This window comes from Amycolatopsis sp. NPDC045836 (assembly GCF_056431745.1).
This window is the reverse complement of record NZ_JBWKKF010000020.1, coordinates 73,555-95,052: the sequence shown is the minus strand read 5'-3', so window position 1 is coordinate 95,052 and position 21,498 is coordinate 73,555. Positions and strand designations below refer to the sequence as shown.

General features: G+C 71.5%; 22 protein-coding genes. 6 read left to right on the top strand and 16 right to left on the bottom strand.

What is annotated here, in order from left to right; all coding sequences use genetic code 11:
* Nucleotides 1-30: 30 nt before the first annotated feature.
* The 4 genes from AC07EG_RS31905 to AC07EG_RS31890 form a co-directional block, all read right to left on the bottom strand.
* The gene (locus tag AC07EG_RS31905) at nt 31-972 is read right to left on the bottom strand and encodes an LCP family protein (RefSeq protein ID WP_478256942.1); all 942 of its coding nucleotides are present in this window, start codon (nt 970-972) and stop codon (nt 31-33) included.
* The gene (locus tag AC07EG_RS31900) at nt 969-1,472 is read right to left on the bottom strand and encodes a SigE family RNA polymerase sigma factor (protein ID WP_478256941.1); all 504 of its coding nucleotides are present in this window, start codon (nt 1,470-1,472) and stop codon (nt 969-971) included. Before AC07EG_RS31900 ends, AC07EG_RS31905 begins: the two co-directional genes overlap by 4 nt.
* An 82-nt stretch (nt 1,473-1,554) precedes the next feature.
* Nucleotides 1,555-2,226, bottom strand: coding sequence for a response regulator (locus AC07EG_RS31895; protein WP_478256940.1), 672 nt, complete (start codon nt 2,224-2,226; stop codon nt 1,555-1,557).
* Nucleotides 2,223-3,815 carry an ATP-binding protein gene (locus AC07EG_RS31890; protein WP_478256939.1) on the bottom strand — a complete coding sequence of 531 codons (1,593 nt, stop codon included), beginning with the start codon at nt 3,813-3,815 and terminating at the stop codon, nt 2,223-2,225. Before AC07EG_RS31890 ends, AC07EG_RS31895 begins: the two co-directional genes overlap by 4 nt.
* A 190-nt stretch (nt 3,816-4,005) precedes the next feature.
* Between AC07EG_RS31890 and AC07EG_RS31885 the strand changes: the two genes are divergently transcribed.
* Nucleotides 4,006-5,325, top strand: coding sequence for a cation:dicarboxylate symporter family transporter (locus AC07EG_RS31885; protein WP_478256977.1), 1,320 nt, complete (start codon nt 4,006-4,008; stop codon nt 5,323-5,325).
* 96 nt (nt 5,326-5,421) lie between these two features.
* Here AC07EG_RS31885 and AC07EG_RS31880 read toward each other — a convergent pair whose 3' ends face one another.
* Genes AC07EG_RS31880 through uvrA form a run of 3 tightly spaced genes read right to left on the bottom strand, consistent with a single transcriptional unit; the run spans nt 5,422 to nt 9,656 of the window.
* The gene (locus AC07EG_RS31880; RefSeq protein WP_478256938.1) at nt 5,422-6,294 is read right to left on the bottom strand and encodes an alpha/beta fold hydrolase; all 873 of its coding nucleotides are present in this window, start codon (nt 6,292-6,294) and stop codon (nt 5,422-5,424) included.
* Nucleotides 6,295-6,306: 12 nt separating this feature from the next.
* Nucleotides 6,307-6,771, bottom strand: a complete 465-nt coding sequence (locus tag AC07EG_RS31875; RefSeq protein WP_478256937.1) for an SRPBCC family protein — start codon at nt 6,769-6,771, stop codon at nt 6,307-6,309.
* 23 nt (nt 6,772-6,794) lie between these two features.
* Nucleotides 6,795-9,656: an excinuclease ABC subunit UvrA gene (gene uvrA, locus AC07EG_RS31870; protein ID WP_478256936.1), complete on the bottom strand. Its 2,862-nt coding sequence runs from the start codon at nt 9,654-9,656 to the stop codon at nt 6,795-6,797.
* A gap of 201 nt (nt 9,657-9,857) precedes the next feature.
* On the opposite strand from uvrA, the gene AC07EG_RS31865 reads away from it, so the two are divergent.
* From AC07EG_RS31865 to AC07EG_RS31850, 4 genes are all read left to right on the top strand, one after another.
* Complete coding sequence (locus tag AC07EG_RS31865) at nt 9,858-10,535, top strand: MBL fold metallo-hydrolase (RefSeq protein ID WP_478256935.1); 678 nt, start codon at nt 9,858-9,860, stop codon at nt 10,533-10,535.
* A 335-nt stretch (nt 10,536-10,870) separates the two neighbouring features.
* Nucleotides 10,871-11,275, top strand: a complete 405-nt coding sequence (locus AC07EG_RS31860; RefSeq protein ID WP_478256934.1) for a hypothetical protein — start codon at nt 10,871-10,873, stop codon at nt 11,273-11,275.
* The gene (locus tag AC07EG_RS31855; RefSeq protein ID WP_478256933.1) at nt 11,272-11,781 is read left to right on the top strand and encodes a DUF1203 domain-containing protein; all 510 of its coding nucleotides are present in this window, start codon (nt 11,272-11,274) and stop codon (nt 11,779-11,781) included. The genes AC07EG_RS31860 and AC07EG_RS31855 overlap by 4 nt, the downstream gene beginning before the upstream one ends.
* A 42-nt stretch (nt 11,782-11,823) precedes the next feature.
* Entirely contained in the window at nt 11,824-12,354 is a 531-nt protein-coding gene (locus tag AC07EG_RS31850) for a hypothetical protein (protein ID WP_478256932.1), read from the top strand.
* Between the two features lie 2 nt (nt 12,355-12,356).
* Here the strand turns inward: AC07EG_RS31850 and AC07EG_RS31845 are convergent, their stop codons facing one another.
* A complete protein-coding gene (locus AC07EG_RS31845; protein WP_478256931.1) occupies nt 12,357-13,307 on the bottom strand; it encodes a DNA polymerase domain-containing protein in 951 nt (316 codons plus the stop codon).
* A gap of 17 nt (nt 13,308-13,324) precedes the next feature.
* Nucleotides 13,325-14,398 carry a dihydrofolate reductase family protein gene (locus tag AC07EG_RS31840; protein WP_478256930.1) on the bottom strand — a complete coding sequence of 358 codons (1,074 nt, stop codon included), beginning with the start codon at nt 14,396-14,398 and terminating at the stop codon, nt 13,325-13,327.
* Nucleotides 14,399-14,573: 175 nt separating this feature from the next.
* Here AC07EG_RS31840 and AC07EG_RS31835 point away from each other — a divergent pair, with 175 nt between their 5' ends.
* Nucleotides 14,574-15,671 (top strand): ion channel, encoded by a 1,098-nt coding sequence (locus AC07EG_RS31835; protein ID WP_478256929.1) that lies wholly within the window; start codon nt 14,574-14,576, stop codon nt 15,669-15,671.
* Here AC07EG_RS31835 and AC07EG_RS31830 read toward each other — a convergent pair.
* From AC07EG_RS31830 to AC07EG_RS31800, 7 genes are all read right to left on the bottom strand, one after another.
* On the bottom strand, nt 15,668-15,985 hold the full coding sequence (locus AC07EG_RS31830; RefSeq protein ID WP_478256928.1) for an ArsR/SmtB family transcription factor: 318 nt from the start codon (nt 15,983-15,985) through the stop codon (nt 15,668-15,670). The two genes, AC07EG_RS31835 and AC07EG_RS31830, sit on opposite strands and share 4 nt — an antisense overlap.
* A gap of 42 nt (nt 15,986-16,027) precedes the next feature.
* Entirely contained in the window at nt 16,028-17,752 is a 1,725-nt protein-coding gene (locus tag AC07EG_RS31825; protein WP_478256927.1) for an aminotransferase class V-fold PLP-dependent enzyme, read from the bottom strand.
* Nucleotides 17,749-18,522, bottom strand: coding sequence for an amino acid ABC transporter ATP-binding protein (locus AC07EG_RS31820; protein ID WP_478256926.1), 774 nt, complete (start codon nt 18,520-18,522; stop codon nt 17,749-17,751). The genes AC07EG_RS31825 and AC07EG_RS31820 overlap by 4 nt, the downstream gene beginning before the upstream one ends.
* Nucleotides 18,512-19,423: an amino acid ABC transporter permease gene (locus tag AC07EG_RS31815; protein ID WP_478256925.1), complete on the bottom strand. Its 912-nt coding sequence runs from the start codon at nt 19,421-19,423 to the stop codon at nt 18,512-18,514. The genes AC07EG_RS31820 and AC07EG_RS31815 overlap by 11 nt, the downstream gene beginning before the upstream one ends.
* Entirely contained in the window at nt 19,410-20,360 is a 951-nt protein-coding gene (locus AC07EG_RS31810) for an ABC transporter substrate-binding protein (RefSeq protein WP_478256924.1), read from the bottom strand. The genes AC07EG_RS31815 and AC07EG_RS31810 overlap by 14 nt, the downstream gene beginning before the upstream one ends.
* Before the next feature lie 106 nt (nt 20,361-20,466).
* Nucleotides 20,467-21,066, bottom strand: coding sequence for a cadmium resistance transporter (locus AC07EG_RS31805; protein WP_478256923.1), 600 nt, complete (start codon nt 21,064-21,066; stop codon nt 20,467-20,469).
* Between the two features lie 132 nt (nt 21,067-21,198).
* On the bottom strand, nt 21,199-21,471 hold the full coding sequence (locus tag AC07EG_RS31800; protein ID WP_478256922.1) for a hypothetical protein: 273 nt from the start codon (nt 21,469-21,471) through the stop codon (nt 21,199-21,201).
* Between the last annotated feature and the right edge of the window lie 27 nt (nt 21,472-21,498).

Below are 21,498 nucleotides of genomic sequence, written 5' to 3'. Positions count from 1 at the left end.
TGAGGCGTCCGCTGAGCGGCTTCGGCTGAGTCAGTTCACGCAGGGAGCGGTTGCCCCCGGCAGGTCCGGGCCACCTCCCCCCGCCGTACCGCTCAGCACCCCGTCCGCAAAGGACCGGACCGCGGCCGGGTCCACCGCCAGTTCCGCGCCGCCGCTGCGCGGCTCCGTGCCGAGCACCGGGATCAGGGCCAGCTCCCCCGCACCCCGCAGGCCGGCGGCGAAACCGGCCAGGTCCCAGCCCGGGTCGGTGCGGATGTTGTCCCGGGCCAGCTGCACCAGGTCCATGCCGGAGCCGGCCAGTTTGGTGGTCAGCCCCCGCAGGAACAGCCGCTGGCGGGCGGTGCGGTCGAGGTCGCCGTTGGGCAGGTTCATCCGCTGCCGCAGGAAGGCCAGGGCGCGGTCACCGGAGAGCGTCTGCGTACCGGCCGGGAACTCCGCCCCGGTGCGTGGATCGCTCGTCGCCGAGCGCAGGCAGACTTCGACCCCGCCGACGGCCTGGCTCAGCCGGACGAAAGCGGCCTGGTCGACAATCGCGTGGTGCTGGGGCCGCACCCCGGTCAGCGACTCCACCGCCGCGGTGAGCCCGTCGATGCCGCGGGCGGCATATGCCTGGTTCAGCCGTTCGCTGCCCACCCGGGTGTCACGCGGCAGGGAGACCCCGCGCAGCACCCCGTCCGTGCCCAGCCGGGCCAGCACGATCGCGTCCGCCCGTCCCGTTTCGTCCGCGCCGACCAGCAGCACGTCCGTCCGCACCGGCGCCGCCGCGACCGGTGTTCCCGGCGCGGAGAACGGCTGGGCGGCCAGCACCGCCGCGAGCAGCCCGGCCGCCACCACGACGGCGGCCACCACCACCACCGGCAGCACCGGGCGGCGCGGGCGCCGGTCCCGCAGGCCGGCGAGCACCTCGTCGGCGGAGGCCGCCTGCCCGGCCTCGTCGGCGATCGCCTGGCGGATCAGCTCTTCGTCGGTCATCGCGGCACCTCCGCTGGGATCCGGCTCGCCGCGCGCAACGTGCCGAGCGCGCGGGAGATGTGGCTGCGCACGGTGCTTTCCGAGCACCCGAGCACCTCGGCGATCTCCCGATCGGTGCAGTCCTCGTAGAACCGCAGCACGATCGCCGCGCGCTGGCGGCGCGGCAGCACCGCGATCCGGGCGCGCATCGCGTCGCGCTCGGCGTGCCGGACCGCCGGATCGCCGACCGGTGGCGTCAGCGCGTCCAGCGTGCGGGTCGACGACGCGATGTCCCGTGCGGCACGGCGGCGCCGCCAGGACAGGTACTCGTTGGTGACCATGCGCTTGACGTAGAGGTACGGCGCGTCCATGCGCTCGATCCGGGACCAGCGGCGCTGCACGCGCAGCAGCACGTCCTGCACGATGTCCTGGGCGAGGTGGCGGTCGCAGGTCACCGCGGTGGCGTACCGCAGCAGCCGATCGAGCCGATCGGCGGCGAACTGGTCGAACCCGTCCGGCACCACAGCTCCCTTCTGCCTGGCTCAACTTGGGCGCCAGGGAAACCCCGGCCGGGACCCGGTTTGTTGAACGGTGTGACCGGCATCACGCGGAGCGGTACCAGACCTCCGGCCTGCCGACCTGCCCGTAGTGCGGTTCGCGCCGCGCCAAGCCGTTGTCCGCCAGGTACTCCAGGTACCGCCGCGCGGTCACCCGCGACACCCCGACCACGGTGGCCGCCGCCCCCGCGGACAGCCCCTCCCCCGCCGTGGCCAGCGCCTCGGTGATCGCCGCCAGCGTCTGCGCGCTCATCCCCTTGGGCAGCGCGTGGTGGTCCGGCGAGCGCAGGGTGGCCAGCACACCGTCCACATCCGCCTGCCCGCTGACCTCGCCGGACTCGGTGAACCGGTCGCGGAAGCGCGCGTACCGCTCCAGTTTCTCCCGCAGCGAGGCGAAGGTGAACGGCTTGAGCAGGTACTGCACCACCCCGACCGACACCGCGGCCTTGACCACCGCCAGGTCCCGCGCGGAGGTCACCGCGATCACGTCGACCGCCACCCCCGCCGCCCGCAGCGCCCGGCACACCGCCAGCCCGTGGCTGTCCGGCAGGAAGAAGTCCAGCAGCACCAGGTCGACCGGCAGCCGCTCGCAGGTCCGCAGCGCGTCCCCGCCCGAGTGCACCACGGCGACCACGGTGAAGCCCGCGACGCGCTCGACGTACCGCCGGTGCGCCTCGGCCACCACCGGGTCGTCCTCGACCACCAGCACCCGGATCACGGCTCACCCCGCACCGGCAGCCGGACGGTGAACACCGCGCCGACCTTCCGGGAGACCTCGATCGTGCCGCCGTGCCGGCGCACCGCCTGCCCGACCAGCGCCAGGCCCAGCCCCCGCCCGGCCGGGCCGTCGGCGGGCTTGCTCGACCAGCCGCGCCGGAACACCTCGTCCGCGCTTCCCGGGTCGATGCCCGGCCCGGTGTCGGCGACCCGCAGCAGCAGTTCCCCGTGCTCGCGCCGCACGGTGACCGAAACGGTGGGCTTGCCGTGCCCGGCCCCGGCGATCGCCGCGTCGATCGCGTTGTCCACGAGGTTGCCGAGAATGGTCACCAGGTCCCGCGTGTCCAGCCCGCCGGTGCCGGAGTCCGTCGCGGTGTCCGGGGTCAGCGTCAGCTCGGCCCCGCGCTCGCTGGCCTCGGCCGCCTTGCCCAGCAGCAACGCCGCCAGCACCGGCTCCGACACCGCGCCGACCACCCGGTCGGTGAGCTGCTGCGCGATCTCCAGTTCGGCCGTGGCGAACCGCACCGCCTCTTCCGGCTCCCCCATCTCCACCAGGGAAACCACGGTGTGCAGCCGGTTCGCCGACTCGTGCGCCTGCGACCGCAGCGATTCGGCGAACCCGCGCACGGTGTCCAGTTCACCGGTCAGCGTCTGCAGTTCGGTGTGGTCGCGGATGGTCACCACGCTGCCGAGCGAGCGTTCGCGCGACCGCACCGGCTGCGCGCTGAGCAGCAGCACGCCGGTGTCGGTCACGTGGATCTCGTCGGACCGCGGTTCGCCGGAGAGCAGGGCGGCGGTCAGTTCCGCGGGCAGCCCGGTCTCGGCGACCGGCGTGCCCTGCACGTCCGGCGGCAGGCCGAGCAGGGTGCGGGCGCCGTCGTTGATCAGCGCGATCCGGCCGCGGGAGTCGATCAGCACCAGGCCCTCGCGCACGGCGTGCAGCACGGCTTCGTGGTAGTCGAACATCGCGCTCAGCTCGGCCGGTGCCACGCCCCGCGTCTGCCGCTTGAGCCGCGCGCTCACCAGCAGGCTGCCCGCGAGGCCGACGGCGAGCACCAGCCCGGCCACGGCGAGCACGGTGACCACCCGCTCACGCAGCTCCGCGCTGATGGTGGACACCGTGATCCCGACGCTGACCAGTGCGATCACCCGGCCCGGCTCGGCCTCCACCGGCACCACCACGCGCTTGGACGGCCCGAGCGTGCCGGTGTAGGTCTCGGTGAGCACCTGACCACGCAACGCCGCCGCGGTGTTCCCGACGAACGGCTGCCCGATCAGCGCCGGGTTCGGGTGGGTGTACCGGATGCCGCCGGTGTCCATGATGGTGATGAAGTCGACCCCGGTGTCCGCGCGGACCTGCTCGGCGAACGGCTGCAGCACCGCGCTCGGCTCGGGCCCCAGCACCGCGGTCCGCACGCTCGGCGAGTCCGCGACGGTGACCGCCACCGTGGTGACCTCCTCGGTGGCCCGGTCCTCGGTGGCCCGCTCGGCGTCCACATAGGCCAGCGTCACCCCGCCGCCGACCAGCACCGCGACCAGCACCACCTGCACGAGCAGGAGCTGGCGCGCGAGGCTCCACCGGTTCGACACGCCCACATACCAGCACACCGGCCGCCTGAGCCGTCGATGTGGCGTCGTTCGTGAACGAAATGAACACAACCGTGACCCCGCTCACCCGGATCCGCATAGTCACCGGAAACCTTGACGCAACTTGGAGGCAACGGTGCCATCACCGACGACCACAGCCGGTTCGGCTCCGCCCGGCAAGCGCCGGGATCGGATGCACTACCTCTACCTCGCGGTGATCGCGGCCGTCCTGCTCGGTGTGGCCGTCGGCTTCGCCGCCCCGGACCTGGCCAAGGAGCTCAAGCCGCTCGGCACCGGGTTCGTCAACCTGATCAAGATGATGATCTCGCCGATCATCTTCTGCACCATCGTGCTCGGCATCGGTTCGGTGGCCAAGGCCGCCAGCGTCGGCAAGGTCGGCCTGATGGCCATCGTCTACTTCCTCGCGATGTCCACCTTCGCGCTGGGCATCGGCCTGGTGGTCGGCAACATCCTGCACCCGGGCGAGGGCCTGAGCCTGTCCCCGGAGGCCGCGGCGAAGGCGCAGGAACAGGCGGAGGGCTCCGAGGGCACCGTCGACTTCCTGCTCGGCATCATCCCGGAGACCCTGGTCTCGGCGTTCACCGAAGGCTCGGTGCTGCAGACGCTGCTGGTCGCGCTGCTCGCCGGGTTCGCGCTGCAGAAGATGGGCCGGGTGGGCGAACCGGTGCTGCGCGGCATCGAGCACATCCAGCGGCTGGTGTTCCGCATCCTGGCGATGATCATGTGGGCCGCGCCGATCGGCGCGTTCGGCGCGATCGCCGCGGTGGTCGGCGAGACCGGCTGGGACGCGCTGAAGAGCCTCGCCGTGATCATGCTCGGCTTCTACGCCACCTGCCTGCTTTTTGTCTTCGTGGTGCTCGGCTCGGTGCTGTGGTTCGGCGCGCGGGTCAACCTGTTCTCGCTGCTGCGTTACCTCGCCCGCGAGTTCCTGCTGATCGTGTCGACCTCGTCCTCGGAATCGGCGCTGCCGCGGCTGATCGCGAAGATGGAGCACCTCGGGGTGAGCAAGCCGGTCGTCGGCATCACCGTGCCCACCGGGTACTCGTTCAACCTCGACGGCACCGCGATCTACCTGACCATGGCGACGCTGTTCATCGCCACCGCGCAGGGCAGCCCGCTGCCGGTCACCGAGCAGATCTCCCTGCTGGTGTTCATGATCATCGCGTCCAAGGGCGCCGCCGGGGTCAGCGGCGCCGGTATCGCCACGCTGGCCGGTGGCCTCCAGTCGCACCGGCCCGAGCTGGTCGACGGCGTCGGCTTCATCCTCGGCATCGACCGGTTCATGTCCGAGGCCCGCGCGGTGACCAACTTCGCCGGCAACGCGGTGGCCACCGTGCTGATCGGCTCGTGGACCAAGGAGTTCGACCGCGACCAGGCACGCCGGGTGTTCGGCGGCCAGGACCCGTTCAACGAAGCCACGCTGGTCGATGACCACGAACCCGCCGACGGTGAAGAAGCCACGCCGCAGCGGGAACCCGCAGCAGTCAAGTAGCCCGCCCGTCTCCCACCACCACCCTCAACGGAGCGCTTCGCGCCCGATTGATCCTGCCTGACGCGGTCGCGGGTCTCCCCCGGGCTCGCGACCGCGTCAGTCGTTCGCGGCGGCGAACTCCAGCAGGCGCTTGGCCAGGCGCTCGGGCTGCTCACCGGCCATGGCGTGCGTCGCCTCCGGCCACACTTCGACCTCGGCCCGCGGGAACAGTTCCCGAGCCCGTGCCGCGGCGGCCCCGGGGTCGTGCACCACGCTCCGCCCGCCGATCAGCGCCAGCACCGGCACCCGGACCGAGCGCAGCACGCCGTCGTCCGGGAAGGCCAGGAACGGCAGCCCCGGCGCGAACTCGCTCATGCCGGCGAGCAGCACCTTCGCCGAGGGCACGTCCATCGACGGCGGATTGCCCGAGCACCAGCGCAGGAACCGCTTCATCGCCGCGTCGCCGGGCAGCAGGTGCGCGACCGTCGCCCCGGCGAAGAACCGCTTGGTCAGCTTGGCCAGCGTGTTCACCGGATCGATCAGGGTGAGCGAGGCGAGCCTGCCGGGGAAGTGCCGCGCCTGGTTCAGCGCCTGCCAGCCCCCGGCGGACAACCCCGCCAGGTGGAGGCCGCCCAGCCCGAGTTCGGCGAACACGTCCTCCAGCGCACGGGCGCGGTCGGCGCCGTTCCGCATCGGCACCCACTGCACGCTGCGGCCGGGCTCGCCGAGCGTGTCCACGGTGTAGACGGTGCGTTCGGCGATCAGGCCGGGCAGGTTGGGCGCCCACATCGCCGAACTGGCGGTCGAGCCGTGCAGCAGCACGACCGGCGCGCCACCCGCCGAGCCGTAGCGGTAGACGCGGACCGTGCCGAACCGGCACGGCACGTCCAGTTCCTCGCGGGCCGGCGGGCACTCCCGCATCGCTTCGTCATACGCCGCGAAGTACCTGGCGCGGCCCCCGGCAGTGGTGAAATGACCGATCCTCCCCATGGAACCAGTCAATCACCTTTCGGTGACCGCGCCCACCCGCTCGGCCAGGCCCCGCCGCCCGCGCCGCATCATCAGCGCGTGGTTGGCCCGGAAGATCGGGGCGGCCACCGGCGAGAGCAGCCGCAGCAGCGGCTTGTTCGCCACCACGTGCTGGGTGATGTCCAGCCGGGTGCCGCCGTCCTGCGCCGAGAGCAGGCAGCCGAGCGAGCCCTCGAGATCACCGGCGAGGTGCACCAGCAGCCTGCCGTCGCGCTCGTTCTCCTCGGCCCTGGTCATGGTGATCCTCAGGGCGTACGGCAACCGCGCGCGGCAGAGGAGCTCCGCGGTGTCGTCGTCCACCCGCCGCACCGATCGCACGTCGGGCCACCACTCGGGGTAGGCGCCGAGGTCGACCAGTGCGGCGAAGACCGGGCGCACCGGTGCCTCGACCAGCCAGACGTCGCGAAACCGGTAGTTGTTCGTCCGCACCCGGGCCATTATGGACAGTTCGATCGGAACAGTCAGGCGTTCGGCAGGATTTCCCGCAGGAACTCGCCGGTGTAGCTGCCCTCGGTTGCGGCCACCTGCTCCGGGGTGCCCTGCGCGACCACCGTGCCACCACCGGAACCGCCCTCGGGCCCCATGTCGATCAGCCAGTCGGAGGTCTTGATCACGTCCAGGTTGTGCTCGATCACGATCACCGAGTTGCCCTTGTCCACCAGGCCGTTGATCACGCCGAGCAGCTTGCGGATGTCCTCGAAGTGCAGGCCGGTGGTCGGCTCGTCGAGGATGTAGACCGTCTTGCCGGTGGATCGCTTCTGCAGCTCGCTGGCCAGTTTGACGCGCTGCGCCTCACCACCGGACAGCGTCGGCGCCGGCTGCCCGAGCCGGACGTAGCCCAGCCCGACGTCGACCAGCGTCTGCAGGTGCCGGTGGATCGCCTTGATCGGCTCGAAGAACTCGGCGGCCTCCTCGATCGGCATGTCCAGCACGTCCGAGACGGTCTTGCCCTTGTAGTGCACCTCGAGCGTCTCGCGGTTGTACCGCGCGCCCTTGCAGACCTCGCACGGCACGTAGACGTCCGGCAGGAAGTTCATCTCGATCTTGATGGTGCCGTCGCCCGCGCACGCCTCGCAGCGCCCGCCCTTGACGTTGAACGAGAACCGGCCCGGCTGGTACCCGCGGACCTTGGCCTCGGTGGTGGCCGCGAACAGCTTGCGCACGTGGTCCCAGACACCGGTGTAGGTGGCCGGGTTCGACCGCGGGGTGCGGCCGATCGGCGACTGGTCCACCCGGACCAGCTTGTCCACGTTGTCCAGGCCCTTGATCCGGGTGTGCCTGCCCGGCACCTGGCGGGCGCCGTTGAGCTTGTTCGCCAGCACCGTGGCCAGGATGTCGTTGACCAGGGTGGACTTGCCGGAACCGGACACGCCGGTGACCGAGACCAGGCAGCCCAGCGGGAAGGACACCTCCAGCCCGCGCAGGTTGTGCTCGCGCGCGCCGACCACGGTCAGCTGGCGCTTGCGGTCGATCGGGCGCCGGATCTCCGGCACCGCGATCTCCCGGCGCTGGGACAGGTAGTCACCGGTGAGCGACTGCCGGTTCTTCAGCAGTTTCTTGTACGGTCCACTGTGGACGATGTGGCCACCGTGCTCGCCGGCGCCGGGGCCGATGTCGACCACCCAGTCGCTGGCGCGGATGGTGTCCTCGTCGTGCTCGACCACGATCAGCGTGTTGCCCAGGTCACGCAGCCGGGTCAGCGTCTCGATCAGCCGGTGGTTGTCGCGCTGGTGCAGGCCGATGGACGGCTCGTCCAGCACGTAGAGCACGCCGACCAGGCCGGAGCCGATCTGGGTGGCCAGCCGGATGCGCTGCGCCTCACCGCCCGAGAGCGTGCCGGAGGCGCGGTCCAGCGAGAGGTAGTCGAGGCCGACGTCGAGCAGGAACTGCAGCCGGGCCTGGATCTCCTTGAGCACCGCGCCGGCGATCATCGCCTCGCGCTGCCCCAGCGCCAGTCCGTTGAGGAACTCCGACGCCTCGTCCACCGAGAGCGCGCAGACCTCGGCGATCGAGCGCGGCCCCTGCGTGCTGTGCTCCAGGGTGACCGCGAGGATCTCCGGCTTGAGCCGGGTGCCCTGGCAGGTCGGGCACGGCACCTCGCGCATGTAGCCCTCGTACCGCTCGCGCATGTACTCGGACTCGGTCTGCTCCTGGCGGCGTTCGAGGAACGGGATGACGCCCTCGAAGTTGGCGTAGTAGGAGCGCTGGCGGCCGTAGCGGTTGCGGTAGCGGACGTGCACCTGCTCGTCGACGCCGTGCAGCACGGCCTTCTGCGCCCTGGCGGGCAGCCGCCGCCACGGGGTGTCCATCCGGAAGCCGATGGTCTCGGCCAGCGATTCGAGCAGCCGCTGGAAGTACTCGGCGCTCTGGCCGCCGGCCCACGGCGCCACCGCGCCCTCGCCGAGGGAGAGTTCGTCGTCCGGGACGACCAGCTCCGGGTCGACCTCCTTGCGGATGCCGATGCCGGTGCACTCCGGGCAGGCGCCGTAGGGCGAGTTGAAGGAGAACGAGCGCGGCTCGAAGTCCTCCACGGCCAGCGGGTGGCCGTTGGGGCAGGCGAGGTGCTCGGAGAAGCCGCGGATGCGGTGCGGGTCGTGCTCGGGCAGGTCGACGAACTCCAGCTCGACCAGGCCGTCGGCCAGGCGCAGCGCGGTCTCGATCGAGTCGGTGAGCCGCTGCTTGGCGCCGGTCTTCACGGTGAGCCGGTCGATCACCACGCCGATCTCGTGCTTTTCCTGCTTCTTCAGCTTCGGCGGATCGGTCAGCGAGTGCACCGCGCCGTCCACCCGCACCCGCGAGTAGCCCTGCTGCTGCAGGTTGGCGAACAGGTCGACGTACTCGCCCTTGCGGCCGCGGACCACCGGGGCGAGCACCTGGAAGCGGGTGCCCTGCTCCATGTCGAGCACCTGGTCGACGATCTGCTGCGGGGTCTGCTTGCTGATCGCTTCCCCGCACTTCGGGCAGTGCGGCTTGCCGGCGCGGGCGTAGAGCAGGCGGAGGTAGTCGTAGACCTCGGTGATGGTGCCCACCGTCGAGCGGGGGTTGCGCGAGGTGGACTTCTGGTCGATCGACACCGCGGGCGAGAGGCCCTCGATGAAGTCGACGTCGGGCTTGTCCATCTGGCCGAGGAACTGCCGGGCGTAGGCCGAGAGTGACTCCACGTAACGCCGCTGGCCCTCGGCGAAGATCGTGTCGAAGGCAAGGCTCGACTTGCCGGAGCCGGACAGGCCGGTGAACACGATCAAGCTGTCCCGCGGCAGGTCGAGGTCGACACCGCGGAGGTTGTGCTCACGGGCACCGCGAACAACGAGGCGATCAGCCACGCGAGGTCCCTTCACTGGATTCGGAACGGCCGGGTGTGAGGCGGCCGCCTCCATGCTAGGTCGCACCACCGACAATTTCGGACGCTCCGGTCGCGCTCGAGGTCCGGCCTGGTGGGGCTGCGAATTCGCGCCGGGTTCGAGGGTACGGGGCGCCGAACGGCCGGTTCGATCGGGTGAGCGATCGGGGCTAGAGTTCCGCGTGTGAACGTCGTGGATTCCTACACCGGCCATGTCGAGCCGGGCGGTGACGCCGCCCGCCGCACCCTGGCGAAGCTGAGCATCACGAAGCTCTCGGTCGGGCCGATGGACAACAACGCGTACCTGCTGATCTGCCGGTCCAGCGGCGAGGCCCTGCTGATCGACGCGGCGGCCGATCCGGAGCGGATCTCGGACCTGATCGGCCACGGCCCGGACCGCCCGGCGCTACGCACCGTGGTCACCACGCACCAGCACGCCGACCACTGGCAGGCCCTCGGCGCGGTGGCGGGCGCGAACGGTTCGAACACCGCCGCCCACCCCGCCGACGCCGGGCCGCTGCCCGTCCCGCCGGACTTCCTCGTCGACCACGGCGACACCCTCTCCGTCGGCGAGTGCGAACTGGAGGTCATCCACCTGCGGGGGCACACGCCGGGTTCGATCGCGCTGCTCTACCGGGACCCGTCGGGGCCCCCGCACCTGTTCACCGGGGATTCCCTGTTCCCGGGCGGGGTGGGGAAAACGGGTTCGCCGGAGGACTTCAAGTCCCTCATCGACGACGTGACGACGCGGGTGTTCGACGTCCTGCCGGACGACACGTGGTTCTACCCGGGCCACGGCGACGACTCGACTCTGGGGGCGCAGCGCCCCCACCTGGAAGAGTGGCGTTCTCGCGGCTGGTGAGCTGAGGCGGGTGCCCGCACTCGGTTCCGGGCGCGGGCCGGCGCGGGTGTCCGAGACGTGCACCACGCTCGGGAACCTCGCGATCGAGTGCTACCGACAAAACGCGACAGTTCTGACCGACGAAAATGCGAACAGCCCAGGTGGCAGAACGCGACCTTCCCAGCCGACAGCCAGCGGTGGCCGGCCCTCGTCGTCCTCCGAGTCGGAGACGCCTCGGACGGCGACGACTTCCAGCAGGCTGTCCAGCCCCTTGAAGTCGTCCGCGTTCCGCGTGTACCGGGGTAAGCCCCCGCGCCGACGCCTCACCGTCGAGCGGTAGCGGGACGAAATCCACGATGGCCGCACCGAGCTTTTCCGTGCGTGCGGCGCGCACGGCGGAATCCGCGGCCATCGCGGCGCCCCGGTGCAGCTCCGCCAGCGAACCGTTGGCGGGCCTGGACGAGCTCCGCTCGCCGGCGGTGGTCGGCTGCGAGTGGATCGAGGACCTCAGCCCGCTGGCCGGGCTGCCGCCGCTGCGGCACCTCAGCCTCCAGCGCACCGGTCACCGGCTCGGCCTCGGCCGGTTGGGGCCCAAGGAGGACCCGGTCGTCGAACACAGCGGGAACGCCTGCAACAGCGCCTCGCTCGGTGCGTCGAGCACCGTCTCGATCAGCAGCACCGAACGGATCCCCCGGCTGACGACCACGAAGTCCGATTCCCGCCAGCGCGGCGGGCGCGGACCCGTGAACCTGAGCTCGTGATCGACTTCCGCGTTCATTCCGTCTCCGCCGAGGCGTTGACCAGCGTGCGCACCACCGGGATCGACGCGGTGGGCAACCGGCCCGAGCGCCTGACCGCGGCGGGCGGGGAGCCGCTGCGCTGCTGCCTGCGTGACGCCGAACCGGGCGACGAACTGCTGCTCTTCGCCTACCAGCCGCCGCTGCCCGCCAGCCCCTACCGCGAAACCGGCGCGGTGCTGGCCCACGCCCGCCCCTGCGCGGGCCCCGGCGACCCGGCCGCCTACCCGGCGGATTGGCGCGGGCGGCCCCAGGTGCTGCGTGCCTACGACGCGCGCGGCTGGATCCACGACGCGACCAGGGTGCACGACGGCCGGCACCCGGAGGAGGTGCTGGCCGAGGTGCTCGCCGAACCCGGGGTCGCGCAGGTCCACAGCCGCAACGTCGCCTGGGGCTGCTACATGTTCACCATCACCCGCGCGGATCAGGAGTGGCGTGCGGTGACCCGAGCCGCCCGGCCCGGGAACTGAGCGTCCGCCGACGGCACGCCCGGCGCCGGATACGATCTCGCGGTGACGGTCCGCGCGGTGTTCGACCGGGTGGTGGCCGATGGCCTCCGCCCGGCGTCGGTGGCAGGTGCGTCCGAGGAGCAGATCGATCGGATGGCTGCCGGGCAGGGCGTGCGCCGCGTGCCCGAGGCGGTGCGCGAGGTGCTGCGCCTGATCGGCGTCCGGCCGGGGCTGTGGCTCGCGGGCACCGCGTTCGGCGTGCGGGCGATGACCGCCGAACGCAAGCAGCACGCCGTCACCACGCTGTCCGGGCTGGAGCACGCGATGACCGATCCGGCCGGTCTGCTGGTGCTGAGCGCCCACCAGGGTTACGCCTACCACGTCATCGACGGCGCGGACCTCGGTCTCGACGACCCTCCCGTGTGGAACGTCGTCGAGGGCGAGGCCGCTTCGAAGGCGTGGGCGAGCGTCACGCGGTGGTTCGCCGCCACCGCTCCGGACGTGGCCGAGCTGCGGGACATGCTCGAGGTGATGGCAGAACTGCACGACCGGCGGCCGGCGTGGGCGGAACACCTCGAACCGCCAGCACCCTGAGCTCATTCGCGGCGGGCTCGCGCGCGGCGCTTCCCTTCGTGCATGGCCTGCACCCGGGCGATCGGAATGGTGTGGCCCTCTTCGACGAGGTCCGCGGGCAGGCGTTGCGGCTCCGGCTGGTGCCCGGCCCACGGATCGGCGCCGTCGAGCAGGCCCGGGGCGGTGTGCACGGTGAAGTCCGCCGGTTTCACCCGATCGAGATCGGCCCAGGACACCGGGAAGGAGACCGGGGTGCCGGGGCGCAGGCGCGGGCTGTACGCGGCGACGACCGTCGCGCCGCCGGACCGGGTGGAGTCCAGGAAGACCTTGCCCTCGCGGTCCTCGCGGATGAACGCGGTGGTGGCGAGCACCGGGTCGATGCGCTCGGCCCTGGCCGCCACCGCACGCGTGGCCGCGGCGACGTCGTCGACGGCCTGGTCCGGGGTCAGCGGCACGAAGATGTGCACGCCCTTCGAACCGCTGGTCTTGACCACCCCGTGCAGGCCGTCGTTCGCCAGCGCCTCGCGGACCAGGAACGCCGCCCGCACCACCACGTCGAAACCGGCGCCCTCCGGCGGGTCGAGGTCGAGCACCAGGTGCGTCGGGTGCACGACCTCCTCGGCACGGCTGAGCGTCACGTGGTACTCGACCGCCCGCTGGTTGGCGAACCACAGCAGCGTGGGCCGGTCGTCGCACAGCGCGTAGGCGACCTCCCGCTTGGAGCTGTCCGCCCACAACGCCACGGTCTTCACCCACTCCGGCGTGTTCTTCGGCACGTTCTTCTGCATGAACGGCGCCCGGCCGCGCAGCACCCGCACCACCGACAGCGGCCTGCCGCGCAGCACCGGGATGATCCGGCCGGAGACGGCGTCGAGGTAGTCGACGAGGTCCCGCTTGGTCGCCTCCGCCCCGTCGAACAGCGGCTGGTCCAGATTGGTCAGCGGCACCCCGTCGCGCTCTTCCCCAGCAGCCATCGGCCCACCTCGTCCGGTCAGGAAGTCCTGCGCACACGATAGGTCAGGTGCTCGGCCGCCGGGGTCGACACCGAGGCGACGCGGTCGAGCCGCAGCGGCGCGCCCGGCTCGAACAGGCGGGTGCCGCCGCCGAGCACCACCGGCGCGAGGTGCAGGACGACCTCGTCCACCAGCCCGGCCCGGAGGAAGGCCCCGCAGGTCTCCCCGCCGCCCATGATCACCACGTCCTTGCCGTTCGCGGCGGCGTGCGCCTGCTCCAGCGCGCTTTCCAGGCCGTCGGTGACGAAGGTGAACCGGCGCGACAACCGCACCCGCTCCGGCACCGAGTGGGTCAGCACGATCACCGGCGGCGCGTCGCCCTGGTCGCGTTCCGCGCCGTAACCGACTTCGTCGTTCCAGCCGTTCGGCCCGTCGATGATGTCGAACAGGCGCCGTCCCATGATCACCGCGCCGGAGCGGGTGTAGGACGCGTCGAGCACCTCCTTGTCCCGCTCGTTCGCGCGCTCCCCCATCGCCCACAGGTGCAGGTCGTCACCGCCCACGCCGAGCCCCTGCTGCTCGTTGGCGTCCGGTCCGGTGACGTAACCGTCCAGCGACATGGAGATGTCCACGACCACCTGCCCCCTGGCCGGGCCGACCAGCGCCGCGAGGCGGTCCATCGAGTCGCGGATGCCGTACTCCATCCCGTTCTCCACCATGCTGTCGCGGGCTTCGACGGTCGGGAAGACGCTGCGGTTGCGCAGCCGGGTGCGGCCACCGAGGTCCTCGAAGGTGGACGATTCCAGGCTGACGCTGCCGGGCACGCCCTCGTATTCGAAGGTCTGCACGATCTGCCGATCCGGCACGACCGTGTGGAAGACCCCGTTGAAGTAGTGCTCGCCTTCGCGGTCGGCGTGCACGTACCGGTAGCGGCCGCCCGGGCGCGCGTCGTATTCGAGCACCCGGATCTCGACGCCGCGCGGCCCCAGCCACCTGGCGACCAGCTCCGGGTCGGTCGTGGCGCGGAACAGCAGGGAAGGCGGCGCGTCGAACTCGCGGACCACCTCGATGAACGGGGTGCCGGGCTGCGCGGTGATCGTGGTACCGGTCATCGTTCGGCTCCTTAATCAACCAACTTGTTTATCAACGTGTGCGTTGACCATAGGGCGCCACGTGCGGCTCGTCAAGAAGCGGCCGGGGCGTGATGATCTCGTGACGCCATTCGGGTCACCTCTGCGGCGGCGCCCGATTACCGTGTCCGGAACCGCGACACCGGGGAGGTATCGGATGCCCGTGTTCCTGGTCCGGCTCGTCCGCCGCGTCCTCGGCTCGCGGACCGGCCTGCCGCCGCTGGCCGTGGTGCTGTTCGTGTTCGCCACCAGCTGGCCGCTGATGCTGCTGGCCGAGCCGGCCGGGAGCGAGCTGGTGCGGCCGGCGAACTTCTGGTGGTGGTTCGTGGTCACCGCCTCGACCGTCGGCTACGGCGACTTCTACCCGGAGACCACCTGGGGGCACGTGGTCGGCGGTTACGTGATCATCGGCGGGATCGCCACGCTGACCACGTTGTTCGCCCAGCTGGCCACCACGATCGAGAAACGGAGGGGACGGCGCATGCACGGCACCGGCACGCTGGACGTGGCCGACCACATCGTGGTGCTCGGGTACACCCCCGGCCGCACCGAGCGCATCCTCGACGAACTGCACGCCGACGAAGCGCTGCGCCTGGTGCTCGGCGCCTGGCCGGAGGTGGAGTCGAACCCGTTGCCGGAACGGGCGGTGGAGTTCGTCCGCGGCGACCTGACCAGCGAAGGCGTGCTGCGGCGGGCCTGCGTGCAACGCGCCCGCGCCGTGCTCGTCGACGCCCGTGACGACAACGAGGCGCTGGCCATGGCGGTCACCGTCGACCACCTGCGGGGCGGGGCGCACGTGGTGGTCGCCCTGCGCGACCTCGACCGGGCGCGGCACCTGCGGTACGTCAGCGAGGCCATGCGCTGCGTGCAGTGGCACAACCCGCACCTGCTGACCGAGGAACTGCAGGATCCGGGCATCACGCAGGTCTACGAGGAACTGATGACCCACGGCGGCACCGGGAACACCTACTCCCTGCGCCTGCCGCACCCCACGGTGTTCGGGGACTGCCAGACCGCACTGGGCCGCCGCCACAACGCGACGGTGCTCGCCGCCCGCACCCCGGACGACCTGCTGGTCAGCCCGTCGTGGGACACGCCGCTACCGGCGGGCTCGGTGCTCTACTTCGTCGGCAGGCAACGCATCAGCGAAGCCCAGCTGACCGCCGCCCTCGGACAGCGCGACGGCTGGTCGCCCGCGCCCACCCGGCCGGGACGGACACCGGACGGCCCGGGCGCTCCCGGCCGCGGACCCTAGTCGTTCTCCAGGTCGGCTTTCAGGTCGGCCAGGGCGGAGACCTGCTGTTCGGTGTACTTGTCGATCCAGCGGTCGTGGATGAGGCGGATCGGGACCGCGTTCAGGAAGTGCAGTTTCTCCCGGCCCGACCGCCGGGTCAGCACCAGGTTCGCCTCTTCGAGCACCTTCAGGTGCTTCATCACGCCGAACCGCGACATCTCCAGCTCCGACTCCAGCTCGGTGAGCGTGCGCCCGTCGCGGGTGAAGAGCAGGTCGAGCAGGAACCGGCGCGTCGGGTCGGCGAGGGCCTTGAACACCCGGTCGTCGTCGGTCACCGGGCCAGGATACGTGACCGGAAGGTCACACGCCAGCGTGGCTCACTTCCGGGTTTCGTTGAGGTAGTTGTAGATCGTGTACCTGGTCACCTCCAGTTCCGCGGCCAGGAAGTCCACCGCGTCCTTGATCAGGAAGAAGCCGGCCTCGTCCAGTTCCCGCACCACGGCGGCCTTGTGCCGCTTCTTCATCAGCTCGACCGGGATGGCCACCTTCTCCACCGCGCGCTCGACCAGGAACCGCTGCAGGCTGTCCACGTCCGGCGGGAAGCTCTCCCGCCGCACGGCCGCCGCGTCGTCGGCGCCGGTGGTTTCGCTGTTCACGCACAGGCAGCCGACCGCGGTGCCATCGGCGTCCCGCAGGAACACCGTCGACGACCGGATCGGCCGCCCGTCCGGGCCGTGCGTCTCGTAGTTGATCATGTCCTGCGTGGTGCCCCGGCGCACCAGGCCCAGCAGCAGGTCGGTCATCGGCCCGCCCGCGTCCCGCCCGGTCAGCCCGCCCGCGATCGCCACGATCGAATCCGGCAGCCGCGACAGGTCGTGCAGCACCACCTCGTTGCCCGGCCCGAGCATCGCGGCCAGCCCGTCCACGGCCGGGACCAGCGCCGAGAGCACGCCGTTCGCCCCGCCGGCGACCCGCGCCGGTGTGCCGTGCACCGAAACCGCCGGGCGGGTGAGCCGGGAAAGCGCCAGCCGCAACGCTTCGGCGGCACCGGCGTGCGTGGACGCGTGCGGGGACAGGCGGACGTGTTCCGGGCGCACGGTCGCGGTGATCCCGTCGGCCTTCAGCGCCGCGCCGACCCGTTCGCTCGGCACCTCGCCGAGGGTGAAGGCCAGGATGCCGCCCCGGCGTCCGGTCGCGGAGACGACCTCCCCGCCGCACGAGCGGATCACCTCCTCCAGTTCACCGAGCCGTTCGGCGATGCGGGCCTCGATCGCGGCCACCCCCGCCTCTTCGACCAGTTCCAGCGCGGCGGCGAAGGCACCCGAGGTGACCGGGCTCAGGTTGCTGATCGACCACGACGCCGCGGTGTCCGCCGCCGGGTGGATCTCGTCGTCGAACAAACCGGGGTCACGGGCCCCGGTCCAGCCGGACAGCAGCGGCTCCATGCGTTCCTGCGCGCGGTCGGACAACACGGCGAACCCGGTGCCCCAGCCCGCGCGCAACCACTTCTGCCCGCCGGAGACCAGCACGTCGGCGACCTCCCACGGCGCTTCGACCACACCGAAGCCCTGGATGCCGTCCACGATCAGCAGCCGGTCCCCGACGACCTCCCGCAACGCGCCGAGGTCCGCGCGGTACCCGGTGCGGAAGTCGACGGCGCTGACCGACACCGCGGTGATCTCCGGCGTCAGCGCGGCGGCCACCGCTTCCGGGGTGACCGAACCGGCGGGCAGCCAGCGCACCTTCGCCCGGCCGCCCTGTTCCGCCCGCGCCCAGGGATAGGTGTTCGCCGGGAACTCGCTCGCCGCCACCAGCACCTCGCCGGTGGTGCCGAACGCCGCCTGGAACAACCCGGTGCTGGTGTTCGGCACCAGCACCACGTGGTCGGTGTCGGTGCCGCACAACCGCGCCACCGCCGCCTTCGCCCGGACCTCCTGCAGCATCAGTTCGTCCACAGTGGACTGCCCGGCCTTGACCGAGCGGTCCAGCAGCGTGGCGGTGGTGTCCAGCACCGCGTGCGAAGGCGGCCCGAACCGGGCGAAGTCCAGGTAGCCCGGCGTTTCGTCGAACTGGACCAGGTACCGCGCGGAGATCCGGTTCACGGCAGCACCCGCGCCAGGAACTGCCGGGTGCGCTGCTCTCGGGGAGCCCCGAGCACCTGCTCCGGCGGTCCGGTCTCCACCACCGCGCCGTCGGCCATGAACACCACCTCGTCGGCGGCCTCCCTGGCGAACGCCATCTCGTGCGTCACCACCAGCATGGTCATCCCGTCCTCGGCCAGCCCGCGCATCACCTCGAGCACCTCCCCCACCAGCTCCGGGTCCAACGCGGACGTCGGCTCGTCGAACAGCATCAGCTTCGGCCGCATGGCCAGCGCCCTGGCGATCGCCACCCGCTGCTGCTGCCCGCCGGACAGCTGCGCGGGGTAGGCGTCCGCCCGCTCGGCCAGGCCGACGCGCTCCAGCAGGCTCAACGCCGTCTCCCGCGCCTCGGCCGGGTCGGTCCCGCGCACCCGGACCGGGCCCTCGACCACGTTCTGCAGCACGCTGCGGTGCGCGAACAGGTTGAAGCGCTGGAACACCATGCCGATGTCGCGGCGCTGCTTGGCCACTTCCCGTTCGCGCAGTTCGTAGAGCTTGCCGCCACGCCGGCGGAACCCGATCGGCTCGCCGTCGACCCACACCTGGCCGCCGTCGATCGGCTCCAGGTGGTTGACGCAGCGCAGGAAGGTGCTCTTGCCGGCCCCGGACGGGCCGAGCAGGCAGACCACCTGCCCCTTCCGGACGGACAGGTCGATCCCGCGCAGCACCTCGGCCGAGCCGAACCGCTTGCGCACGCCCACCGCACGCAGCAACGGGTCCTCAGATGGCATCTTTCCCCCTCCGCAGCGGCACCGTGCGCAACGCCCGCGCCGCCCGTGACCACGGCCCCGCCGCGACACCGGCGCGGTCGGCGGCGCCGAACGCCCGTTCCAGGTAGTGCTGCCCGACACCGGCGACGGTGACCACCACCATGTACCAGATCGCCGCGGCCAGCAGGGTTTCCATCACCAGCAGGTTGTTCGACGAGATGTTGTTCGAGGCGTGGATCAGCTCGGTCACGCCGATCACCGAGGCCATCGACGTCGCCTTCAGCATGTTGATGAAGTCGTTGCCGGTGGGCGGGATGATCACCCGCATGGCCTGCGGCAGCACCACCCGGCGCAGCGTGGTGGCCGGGGTCATGCCGATCGCCTTGGCCGCCTCGGTCTGCCCGCCGTCGACGCTGTTCAACCCGGCGCGCACGATCTCCGCCATGTACGCGCTTTCGTTGAGCGTCAGCCCGAGCAGGGCCGCGACGAACGCGCTGACCAGCACGTTGGTCGGCTCGTGCAGCAGGTGGCCGCCGGTGAACGGCAGCGGGATCGAGATGAACTCGAAGACCAGCGCCAGGTTGTACCAGATGAGGATCTGCAGCAGCACCGGCAAGCCGCGGAACAGCCAGATGTAGACCACCGCGAACCAGCGCGCGACCGGGTTCGCCGAGCGCCGCAGCAACGCCACCACGATGCCGAGCACGATCGCCAGGCCCTGCGAGATCACCGCCAGCAGCACGGTGTTCAGCAGGCCGACGGCCATCACCCGGTACCAGAGGAACTCCGGCACCGATTCGTAGTCGATCTTCGCCTCGGCCAGCGCCACGCCGAGCACGGCCAGCAGCGCGAGGATGAGCGCGCCGCTGACCCACCGGCCCCAGTGGCGGAGCCGGACGATCGGCAGCTCAGGAGCCGCCATTGAGCTTCACCTCGCCGACCGCACCCTGCTCCACGCCCCAGGCCCGCAGGATTTCGTGGTAGGTCCCCTCGGTGACCAGCGCCTGCAGCGCCTTCTGCACGCTCTGCGCGAGTTCGGCGTTGCCCTTGTTCACGCCGATGCCGTACGGCCCGCCGTTGATCGGCTCACCGGGCAGCACCTCGAAGAACTGGCCCTCACCGGCGGTCTTCGAGATGTAGACCGCGCTCGGCAGGTCGTTGAGCACCGCGGCCACCCGGCCGGTGCGCAGCTGGTTCTGGTTCTGGGTGTCGCTGTCGGTGGCGGTGACCGTCACCTCCGGCTTGCCCGCCTGCTTGCACCGCTCGCTCTGCTCGGTGGCGAACTTCTGGTGGCTGGTGCCCTGCACCACGGCCACCGCCTTGCCGCACAACGCCTCCGGCCCGTTCAGCCCGTCCGGGTTCCCCTTGCGGACCATGATCGTGATGCCCGAGGTGAAGTAGTCGACGAAGTCGATCTGCTGCTGCCGCTCGGGCGTGTCGTTCATCGCCGCCATGGTCAGGTCGATCCGGCCGGACTGCAGGCTGGTGATCAGCGAGCTGAACGCCATGTCCTCGTGGGTGACGGTGAGGCCGAGCTTGGCGCCGATCGCCTTGGCCAGGTCGACCTCGTAGCCGACCGGGGTCTTGCCGTCGGCGGCGTAGAAGTTGTTCGGCGCGGACTGCAGGTAGGAGCCCACCCGCAGGGTGCCCGCCTGCTTGGTGGCGGCGGGCAGCCCCGCGTGGAGCTGTTCGTCCCTGGTGATCCCGGCCAGCACCGGCGCGGTGTCCGGCACGCCTGCCGACACCCCCGCACCGGGCTGCTGGGCCGGTCCGCCGCCCGCTCCGTCCGGTCCGCCGCCACAGGCGGTCAGGACCAGCGCGAGCAGCGCGGCAACGGGCACGAGTTTTCGAGCGGGCATGGGCCACCTCCGCGACCAGGAGAAATGCTGGAGCAGGACGCTACAACTCCTTGTTGAAGACGTCAACTGCGAGTTGAAATTCGGCTTGCGCAGGCGGCCGGGGAGCTCAGAGCCCGAACGCACCGCCCTCGGCGAGGATCAGCAACCCGATGCCGATGAGCACGATCGGCAGCACGAGGTGACCCCAACGCGCCAGCGCGCGGGCGACCACCGATCGCGTGGCGAAGAACCGGCCGGCCCCGCACCAGACCGCCACCAGGACAAGGAAGACCACCACGAACACGACCAGGCCGCCGGGGCCGGCGGTGGTGAAGACCGGCACGTAGACGCCGATGTTGTCACCGCCGTTGGCGAGGGTGACTGCCGCAACGGCCAGCGTCGTCGGCCCGCCGCCCGTGCCGGCGGGTTCGTCGTCGTCGGCATCACGGCGTTCGCGCCAGGCCCGCCACGCCGCACGAAGCCCCAGCAGCAACGGCAGCAGCCCCAGCCAAGGGAGCACAGCCCCCGGGAGAAGGCCCGCTCCGAGCGCACCGGCGACCGAGGCCGCCAGGATCGCGGCGAACCCCAGGTACTGCCCGGCCACCACCCGAGCCGCGCTTCCGCGCCGCCCGGCGGCCCGGCCGAAGAAGACGGCCAAGATCACGACGTCGTCGACGTTGGTCACCGCGAACATGCCCACGGCCTGACCAACCAGCCCCAACTCCACCCCGAGTCCTCCCGGCACCGCGCTGGCTCGTCGCACACGGTACGGAGCGAACCGGGAAAGGCCGAGAGGGCACCCGAAGCCGGTGCCCAGCTCTTGGCGTCGAGCCTCGGCACCGGGGCGGCTACCGGTGGCTCAGCCGATCGTCTCCCGGCGCTGCGGGCAGGTGACCGGAGCCGGGCGGACCGAGGAGGCCGCTCGCCTGCGCCAGTCGTCGAGCACCAGGTGCACCACCCGGCGCGCCTGCACCGGGATCTCCACCGGCGTCTCGGGCACCTCGGTCTCGAGCACGGCGAACTCCCAGTTGGCCGCCCCGCCGCCGATGATCTCGGCGTAGCGCTCGGCGGCCAGCCTGTTGCGGAACCGGACCCGCTCGCGGGTGATCCGGCTGGTGATCTCGACCGCCACGGCGCCCTCCTGAAGCTGGAGCCGGCT